The 15893-nt window shown below is 30.3% G+C and carries 15 protein-coding genes; all 15 read left to right on the top strand.

Annotated elements, in window-relative coordinates; translation table 11 throughout:
* Positions 1 to 46: 46 nt before the first annotated feature.
* The 15 genes from H2277_RS03000 to H2277_RS02930 are packed head-to-tail and all read left to right on the top strand — an operon-like array spanning position 47 to position 15778.
* Complete coding sequence (locus H2277_RS03000; RefSeq protein ID WP_337200902.1) at positions 47 to 436, top strand: NAD(P)H-quinone oxidoreductase subunit 3; 390 nt, start codon at positions 47 to 49, stop codon at positions 434 to 436.
* Positions 418 to 921 carry an NADH-quinone oxidoreductase subunit B family protein gene (locus tag H2277_RS02995; RefSeq protein WP_137624019.1) on the top strand — a complete coding sequence of 168 codons (504 nt, stop codon included), beginning with the start codon at positions 418 to 420 and terminating at the stop codon, positions 919 to 921. The genes H2277_RS03000 and H2277_RS02995 overlap by 19 nt, the downstream gene beginning before the upstream one ends.
* Before the next feature lie 2 nt (positions 922 to 923).
* Positions 924 to 1715, top strand: a complete 792-nt coding sequence (locus H2277_RS02990; protein WP_337200901.1) for an NADH-quinone oxidoreductase subunit C — start codon at positions 924 to 926, stop codon at positions 1713 to 1715.
* Position 1716: 1 nt separating this feature from the next.
* Positions 1717 to 2943, top strand: coding sequence for an NADH dehydrogenase (quinone) subunit D (gene nuoD / locus H2277_RS02985; protein WP_337200900.1), 1227 nt, complete (start codon positions 1717 to 1719; stop codon positions 2941 to 2943).
* A complete protein-coding gene (locus H2277_RS02980) occupies positions 2940 to 3167 on the top strand; it encodes an NADH-ubiquinone oxidoreductase subunit E family protein (RefSeq protein WP_137624016.1) in 228 nt (75 codons plus the stop codon). The genes nuoD and H2277_RS02980 overlap by 4 nt, the downstream gene beginning before the upstream one ends.
* Complete coding sequence (locus H2277_RS02975; RefSeq protein WP_337200899.1) at positions 3164 to 3856, top strand: hypothetical protein; 693 nt, start codon at positions 3164 to 3166, stop codon at positions 3854 to 3856. Before H2277_RS02980 ends, H2277_RS02975 begins: the two co-directional genes overlap by 4 nt.
* Positions 3853 to 6315 (top strand): NADH-quinone oxidoreductase subunit G, encoded by a 2463-nt coding sequence (locus tag H2277_RS02970; protein WP_337200898.1) that lies wholly within the window; start codon positions 3853 to 3855, stop codon positions 6313 to 6315. Before H2277_RS02975 ends, H2277_RS02970 begins: the two co-directional genes overlap by 4 nt.
* A complete protein-coding gene (gene nuoH, locus H2277_RS02965; RefSeq protein WP_337200897.1) occupies positions 6308 to 7306 on the top strand; it encodes an NADH-quinone oxidoreductase subunit NuoH in 999 nt (332 codons plus the stop codon). Before H2277_RS02970 ends, nuoH begins: the two co-directional genes overlap by 8 nt.
* 8 nt (positions 7307 to 7314) lie before the next feature.
* Positions 7315 to 7956, top strand: a complete 642-nt coding sequence (nuoI, locus tag H2277_RS02960; protein WP_337200896.1) for an NADH-quinone oxidoreductase subunit NuoI — start codon at positions 7315 to 7317, stop codon at positions 7954 to 7956.
* Complete coding sequence (locus tag H2277_RS02955) at positions 7953 to 8471, top strand: NADH-quinone oxidoreductase subunit J (protein ID WP_337200895.1); 519 nt, start codon at positions 7953 to 7955, stop codon at positions 8469 to 8471. The genes nuoI and H2277_RS02955 overlap by 4 nt, the downstream gene beginning before the upstream one ends.
* Positions 8468 to 8761, top strand: a complete 294-nt coding sequence (nuoK, locus tag H2277_RS02950) for an NADH-quinone oxidoreductase subunit NuoK (protein ID WP_337200894.1) — start codon at positions 8468 to 8470, stop codon at positions 8759 to 8761. Before H2277_RS02955 ends, nuoK begins: the two co-directional genes overlap by 4 nt.
* A gap of 1 nt (position 8762) precedes the next feature.
* Positions 8763 to 10553, top strand: a complete 1791-nt coding sequence (gene nuoL, locus H2277_RS02945; protein WP_337200893.1) for an NADH-quinone oxidoreductase subunit L — start codon at positions 8763 to 8765, stop codon at positions 10551 to 10553.
* Position 10554: 1 nt separating this feature from the next.
* Positions 10555 to 12045 carry an NADH-quinone oxidoreductase subunit M gene (locus tag H2277_RS02940; protein ID WP_337200892.1) on the top strand — a complete coding sequence of 497 codons (1491 nt, stop codon included), beginning with the start codon at positions 10555 to 10557 and terminating at the stop codon, positions 12043 to 12045.
* Complete coding sequence (locus H2277_RS02935; RefSeq protein ID WP_337200891.1) at positions 12035 to 13405, top strand: NADH-quinone oxidoreductase subunit N; 1371 nt, start codon at positions 12035 to 12037, stop codon at positions 13403 to 13405. Before H2277_RS02940 ends, H2277_RS02935 begins: the two co-directional genes overlap by 11 nt.
* Positions 13406 to 13417: 12 nt before the next feature.
* Positions 13418 to 15778, top strand: a complete 2361-nt coding sequence (locus tag H2277_RS02930; protein ID WP_337200889.1) for a flagellar protein — start codon at positions 13418 to 13420, stop codon at positions 15776 to 15778.
* Positions 15779 to 15893 lie beyond the last annotated feature (115 nt).

Raw genomic sequence — 15893 nt, 5'->3', positions numbered from 1 at the left:
TTTATTGCGAGACAATAAAAAATGTTTAAATTAAGAAGGAGAGCAAATGTCTCATATAGATGTAGCACACCCTTATTTTGGTATCTTTTTAATGATAGTGCTTGCTAGTATGATCTTTTTCGGATTAGTTTTTTTAGCTTCAAAAATTGGCAATAATTTTGCTTCAAAAAATCGAAAAAGATTAGGACTTGGAATTTATGAATGTGGTCCTATACCTGTTAAACAAGCAAATAAAATTAATTCTCAGTTTTTTATTGTCGCTTTGATATTTATTCTTTTAGATATTGAAGTCGTATTTTTATTTCCTTGGGCTTTGATTTTTAAAAGCCTAGGATGGTTTGGACTTTTAGAGGTATTAATTTTTATTTTACTTTTAGGAGTAGGTTTTTTATATGCATATAAAAAAGGAGCGTTTGCATGGCAGAGCATCAAATAAATTATGCTAGCGGTTTACCAGTAGTTTTAACCAGCGTTGATAAGCTTGTTCAGTGGGGTAGAAGTAACTCTTTATGGGCTTTATCTTATGGTTTGGCGTGCTGTGCTATAGAAATGATGGCAGCTGGGGGTTCAAGATACGATTTTGACCGCTTTGGAACTATTTTTAGAGCTTCTCCGCGTCATAGTGAAGTGATGATTATCGCAGGAACTTTGAGTAAAAAACACGCTGAATTTACAAGAAGACTTTATGATATGATGCCTGAACCTAAGTGGGTTATTTCAATGGGAAGTTGTGCGAATACTGGAGGAATGTTTAATACTTATTCTACGGTGCAAGGAGTGGATCGTATTATACCGGTAGATATTTATGTACCAGGTTGTTCTCCTCGTCCTGAAAGTTTTCAATTTGCTTTGATGATTTTGCAAAAAAGAATTCGAAAAGAAAAAGCAAGTCGTAAAATTGCACCAAAAAGGTTGGTATAAAGATGAGAAAATATAGCGATAAAAAAGATGTTCAATTAAAAAATTATTATAAAGATAGATTTTATCATGCTCCGCATACAACTAAGATTAATGTTGACGAGAGTAAATTTAAACAAGATTATCAAATTTTAAAAGAGCAAATTGGAATTTTAGATTCTTTTATAGAACTTGATTTTTGGGTGATTCAAATCAACAAAGAAGACAATATTAAAACCTTGCAAATTCTTAAAAATCTAGGCTATGTATCTTTCACTGAAGCTAGTGCTATTGATTTTGTCGCTTCTAGAAATGGTTTTGAAGTTTTCTATCAGCTTTTAAATATTGATAAAAAATTAAGAGTAAGGGTTAAAACTTTTGTAGGTATCAAAGAAAGATTGCAAAGTGTCACTGGTGTTTTTAAGGGAGCTAATTGGAGTGAGAGAGAAATTTATGATATGTATGGAATATTTATCATCAATCATCCAAATTTAAAACGTATTTTAATGCCTGATGATTGGTATGGCCATCCTCTTTTAAAAACTTATCCTTTAAAGGGAGATGAGTTTGCGCAATGGTATGAAATTGATAGAATTTTTGGAAAAGAATATCGTGAAGTTGTTGGACCTGAACAAAGAGATTCTGGCTTTGTGGATGATAAAGATACTCTTAATTTTGCAAGAATTTATCATGAAACCGCCAAAGGAGCTAATCCTAAAGAAATATCTTTCAAACAAGAATATCAAGAAGAAGAAGGCGTTGCTTTTGTGAAAAAAGTCAAACGCGATCAAGCAAAAATTTTAGAGAAAAGGCGTTAAAATGCAAATTCCTAGCAAGTTAAAACCTTATTATGAAAATATAGCTTTTGAGCAAGAAGATTCAAAAATGATCATCAATTTAGGGCCTCAGCACCCTTCAGCGCACGGAAATTTACGTCTTATTTTAGAGCTTGATGGAGAGCAGGTTGTTAAGGCACGTCCAACCATAGGTTATATGCATCGCGGTATGGAAAAAATGGCTGAAAATATGATCTATCAAGAATTTATTCCTACAACCGATAGGATGGATTATGTTGCAGCTTCTTCAAACAACTATGCTTATTGTGCTGCAGTTGAAAAATTATGCGGTTTAGAAATTCCACGCAGAGCCCAAGTGATTCGTATGATACTATTAGAACTTAATCGTATAGGATCGCATTTGCTTTGGCTTGCAACCCATGCACTCGATATCGGAGCTATGACTGTATTTTTATATTGTTTTAGAGAAAGAGAATATGTTTTAGATTTGATTGAAAAGTATTGTGGAGCAAGACTTACACATTCTTCAATGAGAATTGGCGGGGTAATGCTTGATTTACCTGAAGGCTTTTTGCAAGAACTTTTAGCTTTTTGCGATAAATTCCCTAAAGATATCGCTGATTATGAAGCTTTATTGGATGATAATCGAATTTGGCGTTTAAGAACTGAAAATGTCGGCGTGGTAACTAAGGAACAAGTTTTAAATTGGGGTTGTAGTGGAGTGCTTTTAAGAGGAAGTGGAATTTGCTATGATATACGCAAAGAAGAACCTTACTTGCTATATGATGAAGTGGATTTTGGTGTGCCTTATGCAACTCAAGGCGATTCTTATGCAAGATATAAAATTTATATGCAAGAATTTAGAGAAAGTCTTAAAATTTTAAGACAATGCGCAGCCCTTTATAAAGATACACCTCCTGAAATTTTAGCCAATCATCCAGAATATGTTAGCGCTTCAAAAGAGCAAATTTTGACACAAAATTATTCACTCATGCAACATTTTGTTTTAGTTACTCAAGGCTTAAAGCCCCCAAAAGGTGAAGTTTATGTGCCTACTGAAAGTCCAAAAGGCGAGTTAGGTTTTTTTATCCATAGTGATGGAAGCGGGAGACCTTATCGTTTAAAAGCTAGAACCCCTAGCTATTGGCATTGTTCTTTTTTTGAAGAAATGTTAGTGGGAACGTATTTAGCGGATGTGGTTGCGATCATGGGTAATGTGAATATAGTTTTAGGTGAGATTGATCGATGAGAAGGGTAGATTTAAGAAAGAGCAAAGCGCTCTTTGAGGATTTAGCACAGACTATTAAAGAGGCTAAGGTAGGGGAAGTATTGGTGATTCTTTTTGAAATCGGTGATTTTTCTGCTGTAGAAAAAAGTTTTTCTTTTGTAAAAGAAAATGGATGTGAACTTCTTAATTCTTTAAAATTCAATCAAGTCGATTGGACTATCGTTATAAAAAAGGAAAGTGTATGATTTATGAAAAGGCACTTTGTTTTTTAGATATGCCAAGCATTAAAAATAAAGATTTATGCACAAGAATTCAAGGCGAGAATATTAATATTTCTTGCTTAGAGGATAAGTTTTTAAAAGCTAAATTTTACAAATGTGAAATTGCAAGTTTGAGTTTTGTTTTAGCCTTGCTTTGTAAAATGAGCGATGAAAATGCTTTTCAAGATTTAGATGAAGGTTATTTAAGTGCTGAATCTTGTTTTGGAGAAGAAGAAGCAAGCGATACATTGGATTTTTTAAAAACGGCAAAATATTTAATCATAGATAAAAATATTGATTTATATAAAGACAGTGAAAATATAAAATATTTTTTAAATTTTTTAAGCCAAAAGTATCAGCTTAAAATTTTAGACAGCAATGAAAAAGAATGCCATTTTGAAAATGCAAAATTTAATCCTTTAAAAGAATTGGATAATTACGATGGATTGGTGCTTTTTAAGGCTGATTTGGATGACAATAATTTACATTGCTCGAAGCAATTTTTACAAATTTCAAAATGCAAAGATCAAAGCGAAGTAGAAATTTTAGCCAAAGATTTCAATCTTAAAACCACACTTTGTTTAGATGAAAATTTACAAGGCACTATCGGTTTTTTAAAGCATGAAAATTTTGGTTTTGATTTTACTCAAATTCGCATAAAGGAAGCAAAATGACAGTTAAAATAAATGGTATAGATTGCGCCTTTGAAGAAGGCGAATATATCCTTAACATAGCAAGAAGAAATGATATTTTTATTCCTGCAATTTGTTATTTGACCGGTTGTAGCCCTACTTTAGCGTGTCGTATGTGTATGGTAGAGGCTGATGGTAAAAAGGTTTATTCTTGCAATACCAAAGCAAAAGATGGTATGGTTGTAGAAAGTGATTTGCAAAATTTATGGGATGAGAGAAATGAGATTATGCAAGCTTATTGCATCAATCACCCATTAGAGTGTGGAGTTTGTGATAAATCCGGTGAATGCGAGCTTCAAAATTTCACACACAAATCAAGAGTAAATGTGCAAAGACATTGGATAAAAGACACTCATAAACCACATAAACATTGGGGGATGATTAATTATGATCCAGCTCTTTGTATAGTTTGCGAACGCTGTGTTACAGTTTGTAAGGATAAGATCGGCGAAAGTGCTTTAAAAACCGTTCCACGTGGAGGAGATGCTGTAGATGCTGGTTTTAAAGAAACAATGGGTAAGGATGCTTATGCGATTTGGACAAAATTCCAAAAAAATTTAATTGGCCCATCTAATGGTGAAAGTTTAAATTGTTCTTTTTGTGGAGAATGTACAAGTGTATGTCCAACAGGAGCTTTGATCGGATCAAAATTTCAATACAGCTCTAATGCTTGGGAGCTTACAAGAATCCCAGCGGCAAATCCTCATTCTAGTGATTGTGAGCTTATGTATTATGATATCAAACAAAGTGGAATTAGCAATCAAAAACCTAAAATTTATCGCGTGAGTAATGACTTTGCTTTTACAACTTTAAATAAAGCAGCAAGATTTGGTTTTGATACTGAAAATGAAGCTATAAAAGACGAAAAAGCTTTTAATGAACTTGTAGCACTTTTTGAAAAAAATGAAATTAAAAATATTAAATTCAATAGCTTTATAACCAATGAAGAAGCTTTGATTTTGCAAAATTTAAAGCATAAGTTTAATCTCAATCTTATCAATGAAGAGGCTTTAAAATTTAAAGAATTTCTTAATGAATTTATAGAAAATGCGGGAGAAATGTATAATGCTGTAAGTGATGATATCACTAAGAGCGATTTTTTAGTGGTTTTAGGAACTTTATTAAGATATGATGCGCCAACTTTAAGTTACAAAGTTAACAATTCTTTAGTGATGAATAAAGGAGCAGGGCTTTATTTTCATCCTATAGGAGATTTGGGTGTTGAAAAATATTCCAAGAATTTTCTTTCATGTGTCCATAAAAGTGGAAATGAAGAGCAAATTTTATATTTCTTACTTCAAAAATTTACAACAGATGAAAGCATTAAGGCTCATTTAGCTGAATTTTTTGTTAAAGAAAATAAAGAAATTGAGGAAACAATCAATGAAGAAGTGATTGAAAAAGTTATAGAAAAAGATGAAGAAGGCAATGAGATCGAAAAAGAAGTGAAAAAAATTGTTCCAAAAAAAGTAAAAAAGAATATAGAAGCACAACGTTCTGCTTTTGCTAAAAATTTAGGTTTAGATGAAGATAAGCTTGAGGATTTATTGCTTAAAAAGTCTAAATTTACTCTTGTAGTTGGTAGCGATTTTTACTTCCATCATGATGCTAAAAAACTTGCTAAGTTATTAGCACTGATACAAACAAGCACTCCTTTTAAAGTTTTTCTAAATCCTACACATACTAATACTTTAGGTGTAGCGATGATTTGTGATTTAAGTGCTGATAAAGCAGAAGGTAAAACTTTGGGTTATAATGAAAAAGGAGATTTTACATTTTCTTATGAGGAACACGCTGATTTAGCAAGTTCTAGTTTAAATCAGCAAGAAGGAACATTTTTAAATTACGATAAAAGAGTGGTTCCAACAAACGCTGCTTTAGAATTTGGCGGATATTATTTAAATGATCTAGCTAATGCTTTAGGGTTTGATCAAGAATATACCATTGATTATACAAAGAGACTTCCTATGGATAAAGGTTTCTCTCCTATTGAATTTGATAATTTGGAAAATTATTACACCAATGGCGGAGAATGCAAAAGGGGTTATCAGCTTAATTTAGATTGTTTTAAGAAAAACGCTAAGAAAGAATTTTTAGCTCCAAATTCCAATACTTTAGAGCCAAAAGATAATGATATTTTACTTTATAGTGCAAATCCTAGTTATCAATTTGGTAGATTTTCAAATCGTGCAAGTGCGATCAATGAAGCAATATTTATTGGAATCAGTGAAAATTTAGCCAATGAAAGAAATTTAAAAGATAAAGATTTAGTAAAAATTACAATCAATAATAAAGAAATAAGCTTAAGTGTGCGTATAGACAAGGATATAAAAAACGGAGCTTATTTGCCATATTTTGATGAAAAGATAGATACTTTGAGCTTTTTCGATCAAAGATTTGTTTTAGCACAAATACAAAAAATAGGAGCAAACAATGAGTGATTTTGCTTTTTTTGTTTTAGTAACTTTAATAAAATGCGTTATCGTAGTTGCATTTTTTGCGACTTTAGCAGGACTTGCAACCTATGCTGAAAGAAAAGTCTTGGCGTATTTTCAACGTCGTATAGGACCTGATATGGTCGGTCCTTTTGGGCTTATACAACTTGTTGCTGATATGATCAAGCTTTTCACAAAAGAGGATATTATTCCTTATAATTCTCAAAAAATTATTTTTGCAATAGCACCTCTTTTGTCTGCCATTTGTGCCTTTGTTTCTTTAGCAGCTATTCCAATGTTGCCAGAATTTACACTCTTTGGACATATTGTTCAGCCTTTAATTTCTGATATTAATGTGGCTTTACTTTTTGTTATAGGAACTTCTGGGCTTTGTTTTTATGCGGTATTTTTAGGCGGGCTTTCAAGTAATAACAAATGGTCTATTTTAGGTGCTGCAAGAGGGCTTGTAGCTATCATTTCTTATGAAAGCGTTGGAGCTTTGGCTTTAATGGCTATTGTGATGCTTGTAGGTTCTTTTTCTTTGGTGGATATTAACAATTATCAAAACGATGGAATTTTATCTTGGCTTATTTTTAAACAACCTTTAGCTTTTATACTTTTTGTTATAGCTCTTTTTATCGAAACTAATAGAACTCCACTTTGTCTAACAGAAAACGATGCTGAAATCGTTGCTGGTTATGGAACAGAATATTCCGGACTTCGTTGGGGTATGTTTTTCATCGGTGAATATGCTAGTATGATAGCGGGTGCTATTTTAATTTCTTTGTTATTTTTAGGAGGTTTTAATAGTTTTTGGATTATTCCTGGTTGGATTATGATGATCTTAAAATCAGCATTTATTTTCTTTTGGTATTTTTGGGCTAGAGCCGCCTTTCCTCAATTGCGTCCTGATCAGGTAATGAGAATGTGTTATTTAATTTTAATTCCTTTGGCAGTTTTAAATCTTTTAATTACAGCCTTAGCGGTGCTTTTATAGGAGTTTAAATGAGAAATTATTATTTGGTTGATGAAAAAAGAAAAACGCCTGTTACAACATGGCAAAAAATTTTACAAGCCCTAAGAAGGAGTATCAAGCTCGAGCTTTTCGTGGGTTTATGGGTGGTGATGCGTGAAATGCTTAAAAGAAATAACAGTGCAACCATAAAATATCCTTTAGAAAAACTCCAACTTGATAATCGTTATCGTGCAGTGCATAGACTTATGCGTTTTATAGAAAGTGAAAATGAAAGATGTATAGGTTGTGGACTTTGTGAAAAAATTTGCATCAGTAATTGTATAAGAATGGAGACATCTTTAGATAAAGATGGACGTAAAAAAGTAAATAATTATAGTATTAATTTAGGGCGTTGTATTTATTGTGGATTTTGCGCTGAAGTATGTCCAGAACTTGCTATAGTACATGGTTTAGAATATGAAAACGCAGCAGAGCAAAGATCTTATTTTGGTTATAAGCAAGATTTTTTAACTCCTATTGATAAATTAAAACAGCAAGTAGAATTTGAAGGGGCTGGAAGTCTAAGAAAAGATGCTGATTTATTGGTTAAGAAAACTCCAAACTATTATGATGCAATGCAAAATAAAGCCTTAGAAACTCAAGGTCAAAATTCACAAGGAGAAGTCAAATGATAGAAACTTTAGCCTTTGTATTTTTTAGCATATTTGTCTTAGGATTTTTTTTAATAGCGGTTTTAAGCAAAACTATGCTTTATTCTCTTTCAGCTTTAGCTGGAGGAATGGTATTTTTATCAGGATTTTATTTTTTATTAGATGCAGATTTTTTGGGCGCAATACAAATCATCGTTTATGGTGGAGCCGTACTTGGAATTTATAGTTTTGCTATGATGTTTTTTGATGCTTCTAAAGAATTTAAAGAAAAAATTAGAGCTAAAAAAAGTTTTTTTGTTTTGATATTTTTAAGCGCCATTTTTCTTTTATTTGCTATTTTAGGTTTTAAATATCAAAATGTAAAAACAGATCTACCTTTGCAAGATTTAACTTTATTTGATAATAATCAGCAACTTGCTTTGCAGGTTTTCTCAAAATATCTTCTAGGCTTTGAATTTATAGCTATATTACTCTTGATTGCTCTTGTTTGTGCCATAGTGCTTACTCACAAAGAGCTTTTAAAGGAAAAACAATGATAGAAAAATATTTTTTTATAGCCATTCTAATGTTTGTGGTTGGACTTATTGGAATTTTAAAAAGACAAAATCTCATTATGTTATTTATTTCAAGTGAAATTTTGCTAAACGCTGCAAATTTAGCTTTAGTAGCAGCTTCAAAAATGCATCAAGATTTAAATGGTCAAGTTTTTGCACTTTTTATCATAGGCATTGCAGCTTGTGAAGTTGCTGTTGGGGTAGCTTTGTGTGTGCTTTGGTATAGAAAAAATGGCACATTAGAATTAAAAAGTTTGAAAGAGGAGGCTTAGTATGCAAAATTTAGTTTTGGTTTCACTATTAAGTCCTTTTATATCTTTTTTGTTTGCAAGCTGTTTTTCTTTAAGCCAAAGAAAGGTTTTTGTAGGTTATATATGTGGGATACTTATAGCTATTGGAACTTTTTGCTCTTTGTATTTGCTTTTTAATAATTTTAATGGCAGTATAAGTTTTTTTGAATGGTTTGTAGGGGTTAATTTTGGTTTTAATATAGACTCTATCTCGCTTACAATGATGTGTGTAGTCGGTATTGTAGCTACTTGTGTGCATTTTTATAGTATTTTTTACATGGCACATGATGAAGGATTTAACAAATTTTTTGCCTACTTAGGACTTTTTGTTTTTTCTATGCTTTTTTTAATCACAAGTGATAACTTCTTAGGTCTTTTTGTAGGTTGGGAAGGCGTTGGACTTTGCTCTTGGCTTTTAATAGGTTTTTGGTATAAAAATAATACTTATTCTTTTGCAGCTAATGAAGCTTTTATTATGAATAGAATTGCTGATTTAGGCATGCTTTTAGGAATTTTTTGGCTTTATATCCAAGTAGGAACTTTAAATTATGATGAAGTTTTTTCTAAGGTACAAAACCTTGATCATAATGCTTTGATTTTAATAGCAAGTTGTTTATTTATAGGTGCTATGGGAAAATCTGCACAATTTCCTTTTCATACTTGGCTTGCTGATGCAATGGCGGGGCCTACTCCAGTTTCAGCTTTAATCCATGCCGCAACCATGGTTACAGCAGGGGTTTATTTGGTTATTAGAGCAGGGGAAATTTATTCTTTAGTTCCTGAAGTTTCTTATTTTATAGCTATTCTTGGAGCTTTTGTGGCTATATTTGCAGCTTCTATGGCTTTAGTGGCAAGGGATTTAAAACGCATCATAGCGTATTCTACTTTATCTCAGCTTGGATATATGTTTGTAGCAGCTGGACTTGGAGCTTATGGTATAGCTTTATTTCATTTAGCAACCCATGCTTTTTTCAAATCTTTATTGTTTTTAGGTGCTGGAAACGTAATGCATGCTATGAATGATAATTTAGATATTAAAAAAATGGGTGGATTATTTAAGCCTTTAAAAATCACGGCTATTTTTATGACTATAGGATCTTTAGCTTTGGTGGGAATTTATCCTTTTGCAGGATTTTTCTCAAAAGATTTGATTTTGGGATATTCTTTTATAATTCATAATCATGGAATATTTTTAGTGCTCTTAATCGCAGCTTTTATGACAGCTTTTTATAGTTTTAGACTTTTAATGCTTGTATTTTTTACCAATTCAAGACACGATGCACATCCACACGAGGCAAGCAAAATAGCACTTTTGGCTATGACTCCTTTGATGATTTTAGCGATTATTTCAGGATTTTTTGAGCACAGCTTTTTTAATTATATCAGCTCTAAACTTGTATTTATAGATGCTCAAGATCATATCGTGATGATTTGTGCTAGTGCGGCAGGAATTTTAGGAATACTTTTGGCCATCATTGCGTATAAATTTTCTTGGTTTAAGCCAAGCATAGAAGAAAATAAAATACACAAACTTTTAAGTAATGATTATTTTATACCGCATTTTTATCATAAATTTATAGTAAATAAATACGAAAGTTTATGTGCAATTATGAAGCATTGTGATATTTTTATTTTCGATGCAATTGTTGAAAAAATTTCTTTTTATGCTAATTTGATTTCTAAAAAAATGATTATGCCAAATAGCTTAAATTTAATGCTTAGATTTTTGGTGGCCGGTTTTGTGATTTTACTTATTTTGGCAAGGATGGTGTAAAATGCTAAATTATTTAATTTTATTTCCTTTGGCTGCGGGTTTAATTACTCTTATTTTAAATCGTGGCGGAGTGAAGATTTTTAGTGTTTTGGCGAGTTTAATTATACTTGCTTTAAATGCTAAATTTTTCTTTGATGGAATTAATGGAGTTGATTTTGAATACAAACTCCCTTTTAAAATAGCTAATTTATTTGAATACCATGTTGGAGCAGATAGCATCTCTTTAATCTTGATGCTTTTAAGCTCTTTAATGATATTTTTAAGCTTTTTATTTTTAAAAATTGAAAAAAAGGCAATTGTTTCTTGTATTTTCTTTTTAGAATTTGCCATTATGGGGTTATTTTCTTCACTTGATGGTTTATTGTTTTATGTATTTTGGGAGTTTTCTCTTTTACCTTTATTATATATCATGGGTGTTTATGGTAAGGATTATAGATCGGGTATTAAATTTTTCATTTATGCCTTTGCTGGTTCTATTTTAATGCTTTTAGCCTTAATTTATCAAGCGTATGCTACTTATAAACTTTTAAATGTTTTCACATTTGATTTAGAAATTTGGAAAAATAATGCCTCTGCATTTAGTTTCAATGAACAACTTTTACTTTTTGGAGCATTTTTTATCGCTTTTGCCATCAAAGCGCCCCTTTTTCCATTACACACATGGGCGCCAAAAGTTTATACAAATTCGCCAATTTTAGTTTCTATGATGCTGGTTGCTTTTAAAATGGCTCCTTTTGGTTTTTTACATTTTTGCTTGCCGCTTTTTCCAGATGCGAGCATTTATTTTATGCCTTTAATCGCAGCCTTATGTATCGTAAGTATTATTTATAATGCATTAATTGCTTATCGTGCTTCAAATTTAAAAGAATTGATCGCTTATAGTTCCATTTCTCATATTGGAGTTATGGTTTTAGGGATTTTTTCTTTAAATATTTTAGGAATTACCGGAGCTATATTTTATATGTTTGCGCATGGTTTGGTTACTGGGAGTTTATTTTTAATGGCTGAACTTTTATATAAAAAATATGGAACTTTAGAAATTTTATATTATCATTCCTTAGCACGTAAAGCACCTTTATTTAGCATCTTTTTTACTTTGATTTTATTAGCAAGTATATCTTTACCTTTAACTATATCTTTTGTAGGTGAATTTTTAGCTCTTTTAGGCATAGCTAAAGTAAGTTTGCTTTATGCATTTTTAGCAGGATTTGTGATCATACTTGGAGCGATTTACATGCTTGCTGTGTTTAGAAAAATGTTTTTTATGCAACAAGATACAAATCTTGAAAATTTTTCTTTGCAGGCAAAAGAAATTATTACTCTTATTATAATAGCTTTTTTAATTTTTTCTTTAGGTTTAGCTCCAAAAATTTTCTTAGATCCACTAGAAAAAAATGTTAATTCTCTTGTTGAATTGATGAAAACGAGATCTATAAATCAAGAAAATATAAATTTTTTAAATCATATCAAAGGAGAAAACAATGTTAGATAATATCAGTAATTTAAATATCTCCTTATCTTATCCTTTTTTGTTTTTAATTGCTATTGCTATTGTTCTTTTATTATGCTCGGCTTTTGGAAAATTTCATAGAACATTTTATGTGGGCATTTGTGCTCTATCTTTAATCGTTAGCACCTTTTTAATTTTAAGCAATGTATCTTCTTCTGGTTTAGGCGCATCAAAGGCATTTTTAGGGACTTTAAATAATGACATCTTTTCTTTTTATAGTTCTTTGATCATTTTATGTTTTTCATTTTTATATCTTTTGATGCAAAAAGATGAAAACAAAGGCGAATTTTATAGCTTGTTTATGTTTATGATTTCTAGTTTATTGCTTATGGTTTCAAGCTCAAATTTAGTTTTAATTTTTATAGGACTTGAATCATCATCTTTAGCTCTTTATACTCTTATAGCAATGCGTGGAACCAATAATGCGGTTTCAAGTGCTATTAAATACTTTAGTGTTGCTGCTGTGGGTTCTGGATTTTTCGTGATGGCTTCAGCTTTGATTTATATGAAAACCGGAACTTTGGATTTGGATGCAAAATTGGCATTAGAAAAAGATCCTATGCTTTTAGTTGCGGGAGTGATGATTTTTATTTTATGCGCTGTAAAACTTTCTTTAGCTCCTTTCCATTTTTGGCTAAAAGATGTATATTTTGCAACTTATTCAAATTTAGCAGCTTTTATTTCAGTAGTGCCAAAAATAGCTATGTTTGTAGTAGTATTGAGACTTTTTGGATTTTTTGATCATATCGGATTTGAAAATATTATCAGTATATTAGCAGTGTTTTCCATGTTAGTTGCTGCGATTGCTGCATTAAGCCAAAAAGATGTGAAAAAAATGTTCGCTTATAGTTCTGTGGTACATTCTAGTTTTGTTTTGGCTGCTTGTATCCCTTTATTTGATGCCAAAGAAGGGATTTTAAATCCTATATTTATTTATTGGACTTTGTTTAGTTTTTCTAATTATGGGGTGTTTTTGATTTTAAGTAATTTCCGTTTCACTTCGTTTGAAAATCTTAATGCTTTATTGACTAAAAAACCTTTAATCGCTTTATCGCTCGCTTTTTGTGTGCTTTCACTTGCAGGAATTCCACCTTTTGGAGCTTTTTGGGGAAAAGTTATCGTTCTAAAAACTTTAATTATTGAAGATTATTGGTATTTAGCTGTATTTATGGCTTTAGCTTCGGTACTTATGCTTTATTCTTATTTAAAAGTAATCATCCATACTCTTTTTATTAAAGGCAGCTCCGAAGCTTCTTGTGTGCAATTTAATTTTATACAAGGTTTTGTTTTAGCTATTTGTGTATTAATAAGTATTTTTGGTGTTATTTTTATAAAAATATAATATAATTATTTTATGAGAATTATATTTTTACTTTTACTGAATGTTTATATTCTTTTTGCTTTTGAATTAACTTTAAATACAGGCCGCGAAAATAAGCAAAGTTTCGCGGTTTTGCATGTTCAAAATGATTTAGATTTTACTTGTCAAAAATTTACAACTGAAAATAAAATACGTTTTGAATGCATTATTCCAGGTGTTGTCGACACTCCTTTAAATAATCAAAATTTTGCAACATTTGATTTGAAATTTGTCAAAGAAACTCAAAAAATTAAAATGATTATATTGCCTAAAACAGATGCAAGAATGTTTGATTTATCTCAAAATATATACATCGACAAAGAATTAAGCAATTCCACTTCTCATAAAAGTAAAGGCTTTACTTTTATCTTTACTGATAATTTGATTAGAAAAAAAGAATATGATGGGCTTAATTTTGGCATCAATTTTCCCTATGAAAGCTTACCTTATGTAGGAGCGCTTGATTTAAATTCTAATCCTGTTATAATTCCACAAAGTGCCGATATTAATACTTATTTGCGTATTAAAGATGAGTATGATAAAGCTAATTATCAACAAGTAGCTATTGATGCTGATAATGCAATAAAGCGTTATACAAAGAGTATTTTTATGAGCGAATTTATTCTTTATAAATTAAGAGCTGAAAATCAACTTTATACTCAAGATCCTAGCTTTAGGGATAGAAAAATTTTAGAAAAAATGATTGCAGATGCTAAAAACTGGACTCGAACTTTTACAAGTGATAGAAATTTTTTTGAAGTATCTTATATAATGTTAAGAGCTTATATTGCTTTATCTAAGAATTCTGATATTAATTATATGATGTCAATTTTAAATAATCAGTCTAATAATTATTTTTCTCAATTGGCAAAACTTGATTATGCTGATTATCTTTATGGCTTAAGAGAAAGAAGTAAAGCTATAGACATTTATGAAGATATTTATCTAAATACCAAGAATTTGGATTTAGCTGCTAGAGCAGCTACTGCTTTAGCCAAAGATAACATTTTAAATAACAATATAAATAAAGCAATAGAATATACAAATGTGGTTTTAAAAGCTAATCCGCAGTATTTTGGAAAAGATAGATTTAGATCTTTAGAACTTGCTAAACTTTTTGATCAAAATAAACAATATAATCTTAGCTCTAATATTTATCAAAATGTCTTTGATAAGATGTCAAGAGTAAATCGAGAATATGAAGAAGTTTTAAAAGATTTGGCTTTAAATTTGTCTTTGGCAGGAAAAGCAGATGAAGCTAAAAAATATATTGATTTGTATTTAAATGAATATCTAGATGATGGCAAGTATTTAGATGAGATTAGAAAAGTTAGAGATGAGTTGTTTTTTGTGATGGATGATGAAAATTCTACACTTTCACATAAACATTATGCTAAGCTTATGAAAGAATATGCTCAAAAAGATGAAAATATAGTTAATAAGGCTTTAGATAAAGATATACAACTTTATTACAAAGAGGGAAATTTTAGTGCTATTTTAGGATATAAAAAACAAATAGAAGAAAGAAAACTTCCTAATTCTTTAAAATTGCTACAGCAAGCCGCAGTTGATCTTTTAAACAACAAATTAAAATCTGATAATTGTATTGAGGCAACAGCTATTTTCGGACAATTTAAAGCTTATGAATTAGGACAAAAAATAAACGATAAAAAACATATGTTAAATTGTTTTATCAGAACTTCTAAAATTGAAGAAGCTATGGATTATGCGGATAAAAATTATAACGAAGACTCTATATTTTTTGGATTAAAAAAAGCTTCAATACTTTATGATAACAAGCAGTATGGACAAGTTTTAAAAATTGCTAAAGAAATAGCCGATTCAAAAATTTTAAAAAGCGATGAGGAAAATTTTAAAGCCTATTATTTACAATTTTTATCTTATTTAAAAATAGATGATTATAATAAGGCTATTAATGTATTAAAAATTTTAGAAACTTTTCCAATGAATTTCAATATGGTAGAAGCTTATGATGCTTTATTATCTTACGCACATGATCACAAGATGCAAACAACCATTCTTACTTATGCTCCCAAGGCTATTGATTATCAAAATTTAAAAGGAATTAATCTTTATAGCCCAAATCTTGAATTTATTTATCTTGACACTTTAACTAAAATAAATGAAAACGAAAAATCCTTAGCTGTTTTAACTGATTTGTTAAAATTAAAACTTTCTGATGATGATAGGGCAAGGGCTTTGTATATACAAAGTTTAACTTACGAAAAAATGAAAAATATTGAAGCTGAAAAAGAAAGTTTGCAACAGTGTTTAAAATTAAAACCTTCAAATTGGCAAAATTTATGTCGCGATAAAAATCAAATTTTGAAATGATTTTTTTGATTATTTTTTATTTAAATTATTATGTAGACAAATTTCATTTTTAAAGTCTTTATTAAAGATTTTTTTAATTTTTATTTCGCCGATATTTTGCAAGACTTAATGAAAA

Origin of the sequence: Campylobacter sp. W0014, assembly GCF_020135975.1 — a bacterium.
GTDB lineage: Bacteria > Campylobacterota > Campylobacteria > Campylobacterales > Campylobacteraceae > Campylobacter_D.
Note: the sequence above shows the minus strand (reverse complement) of the source record. Positions and strands in the feature narration are given on the sequence as shown.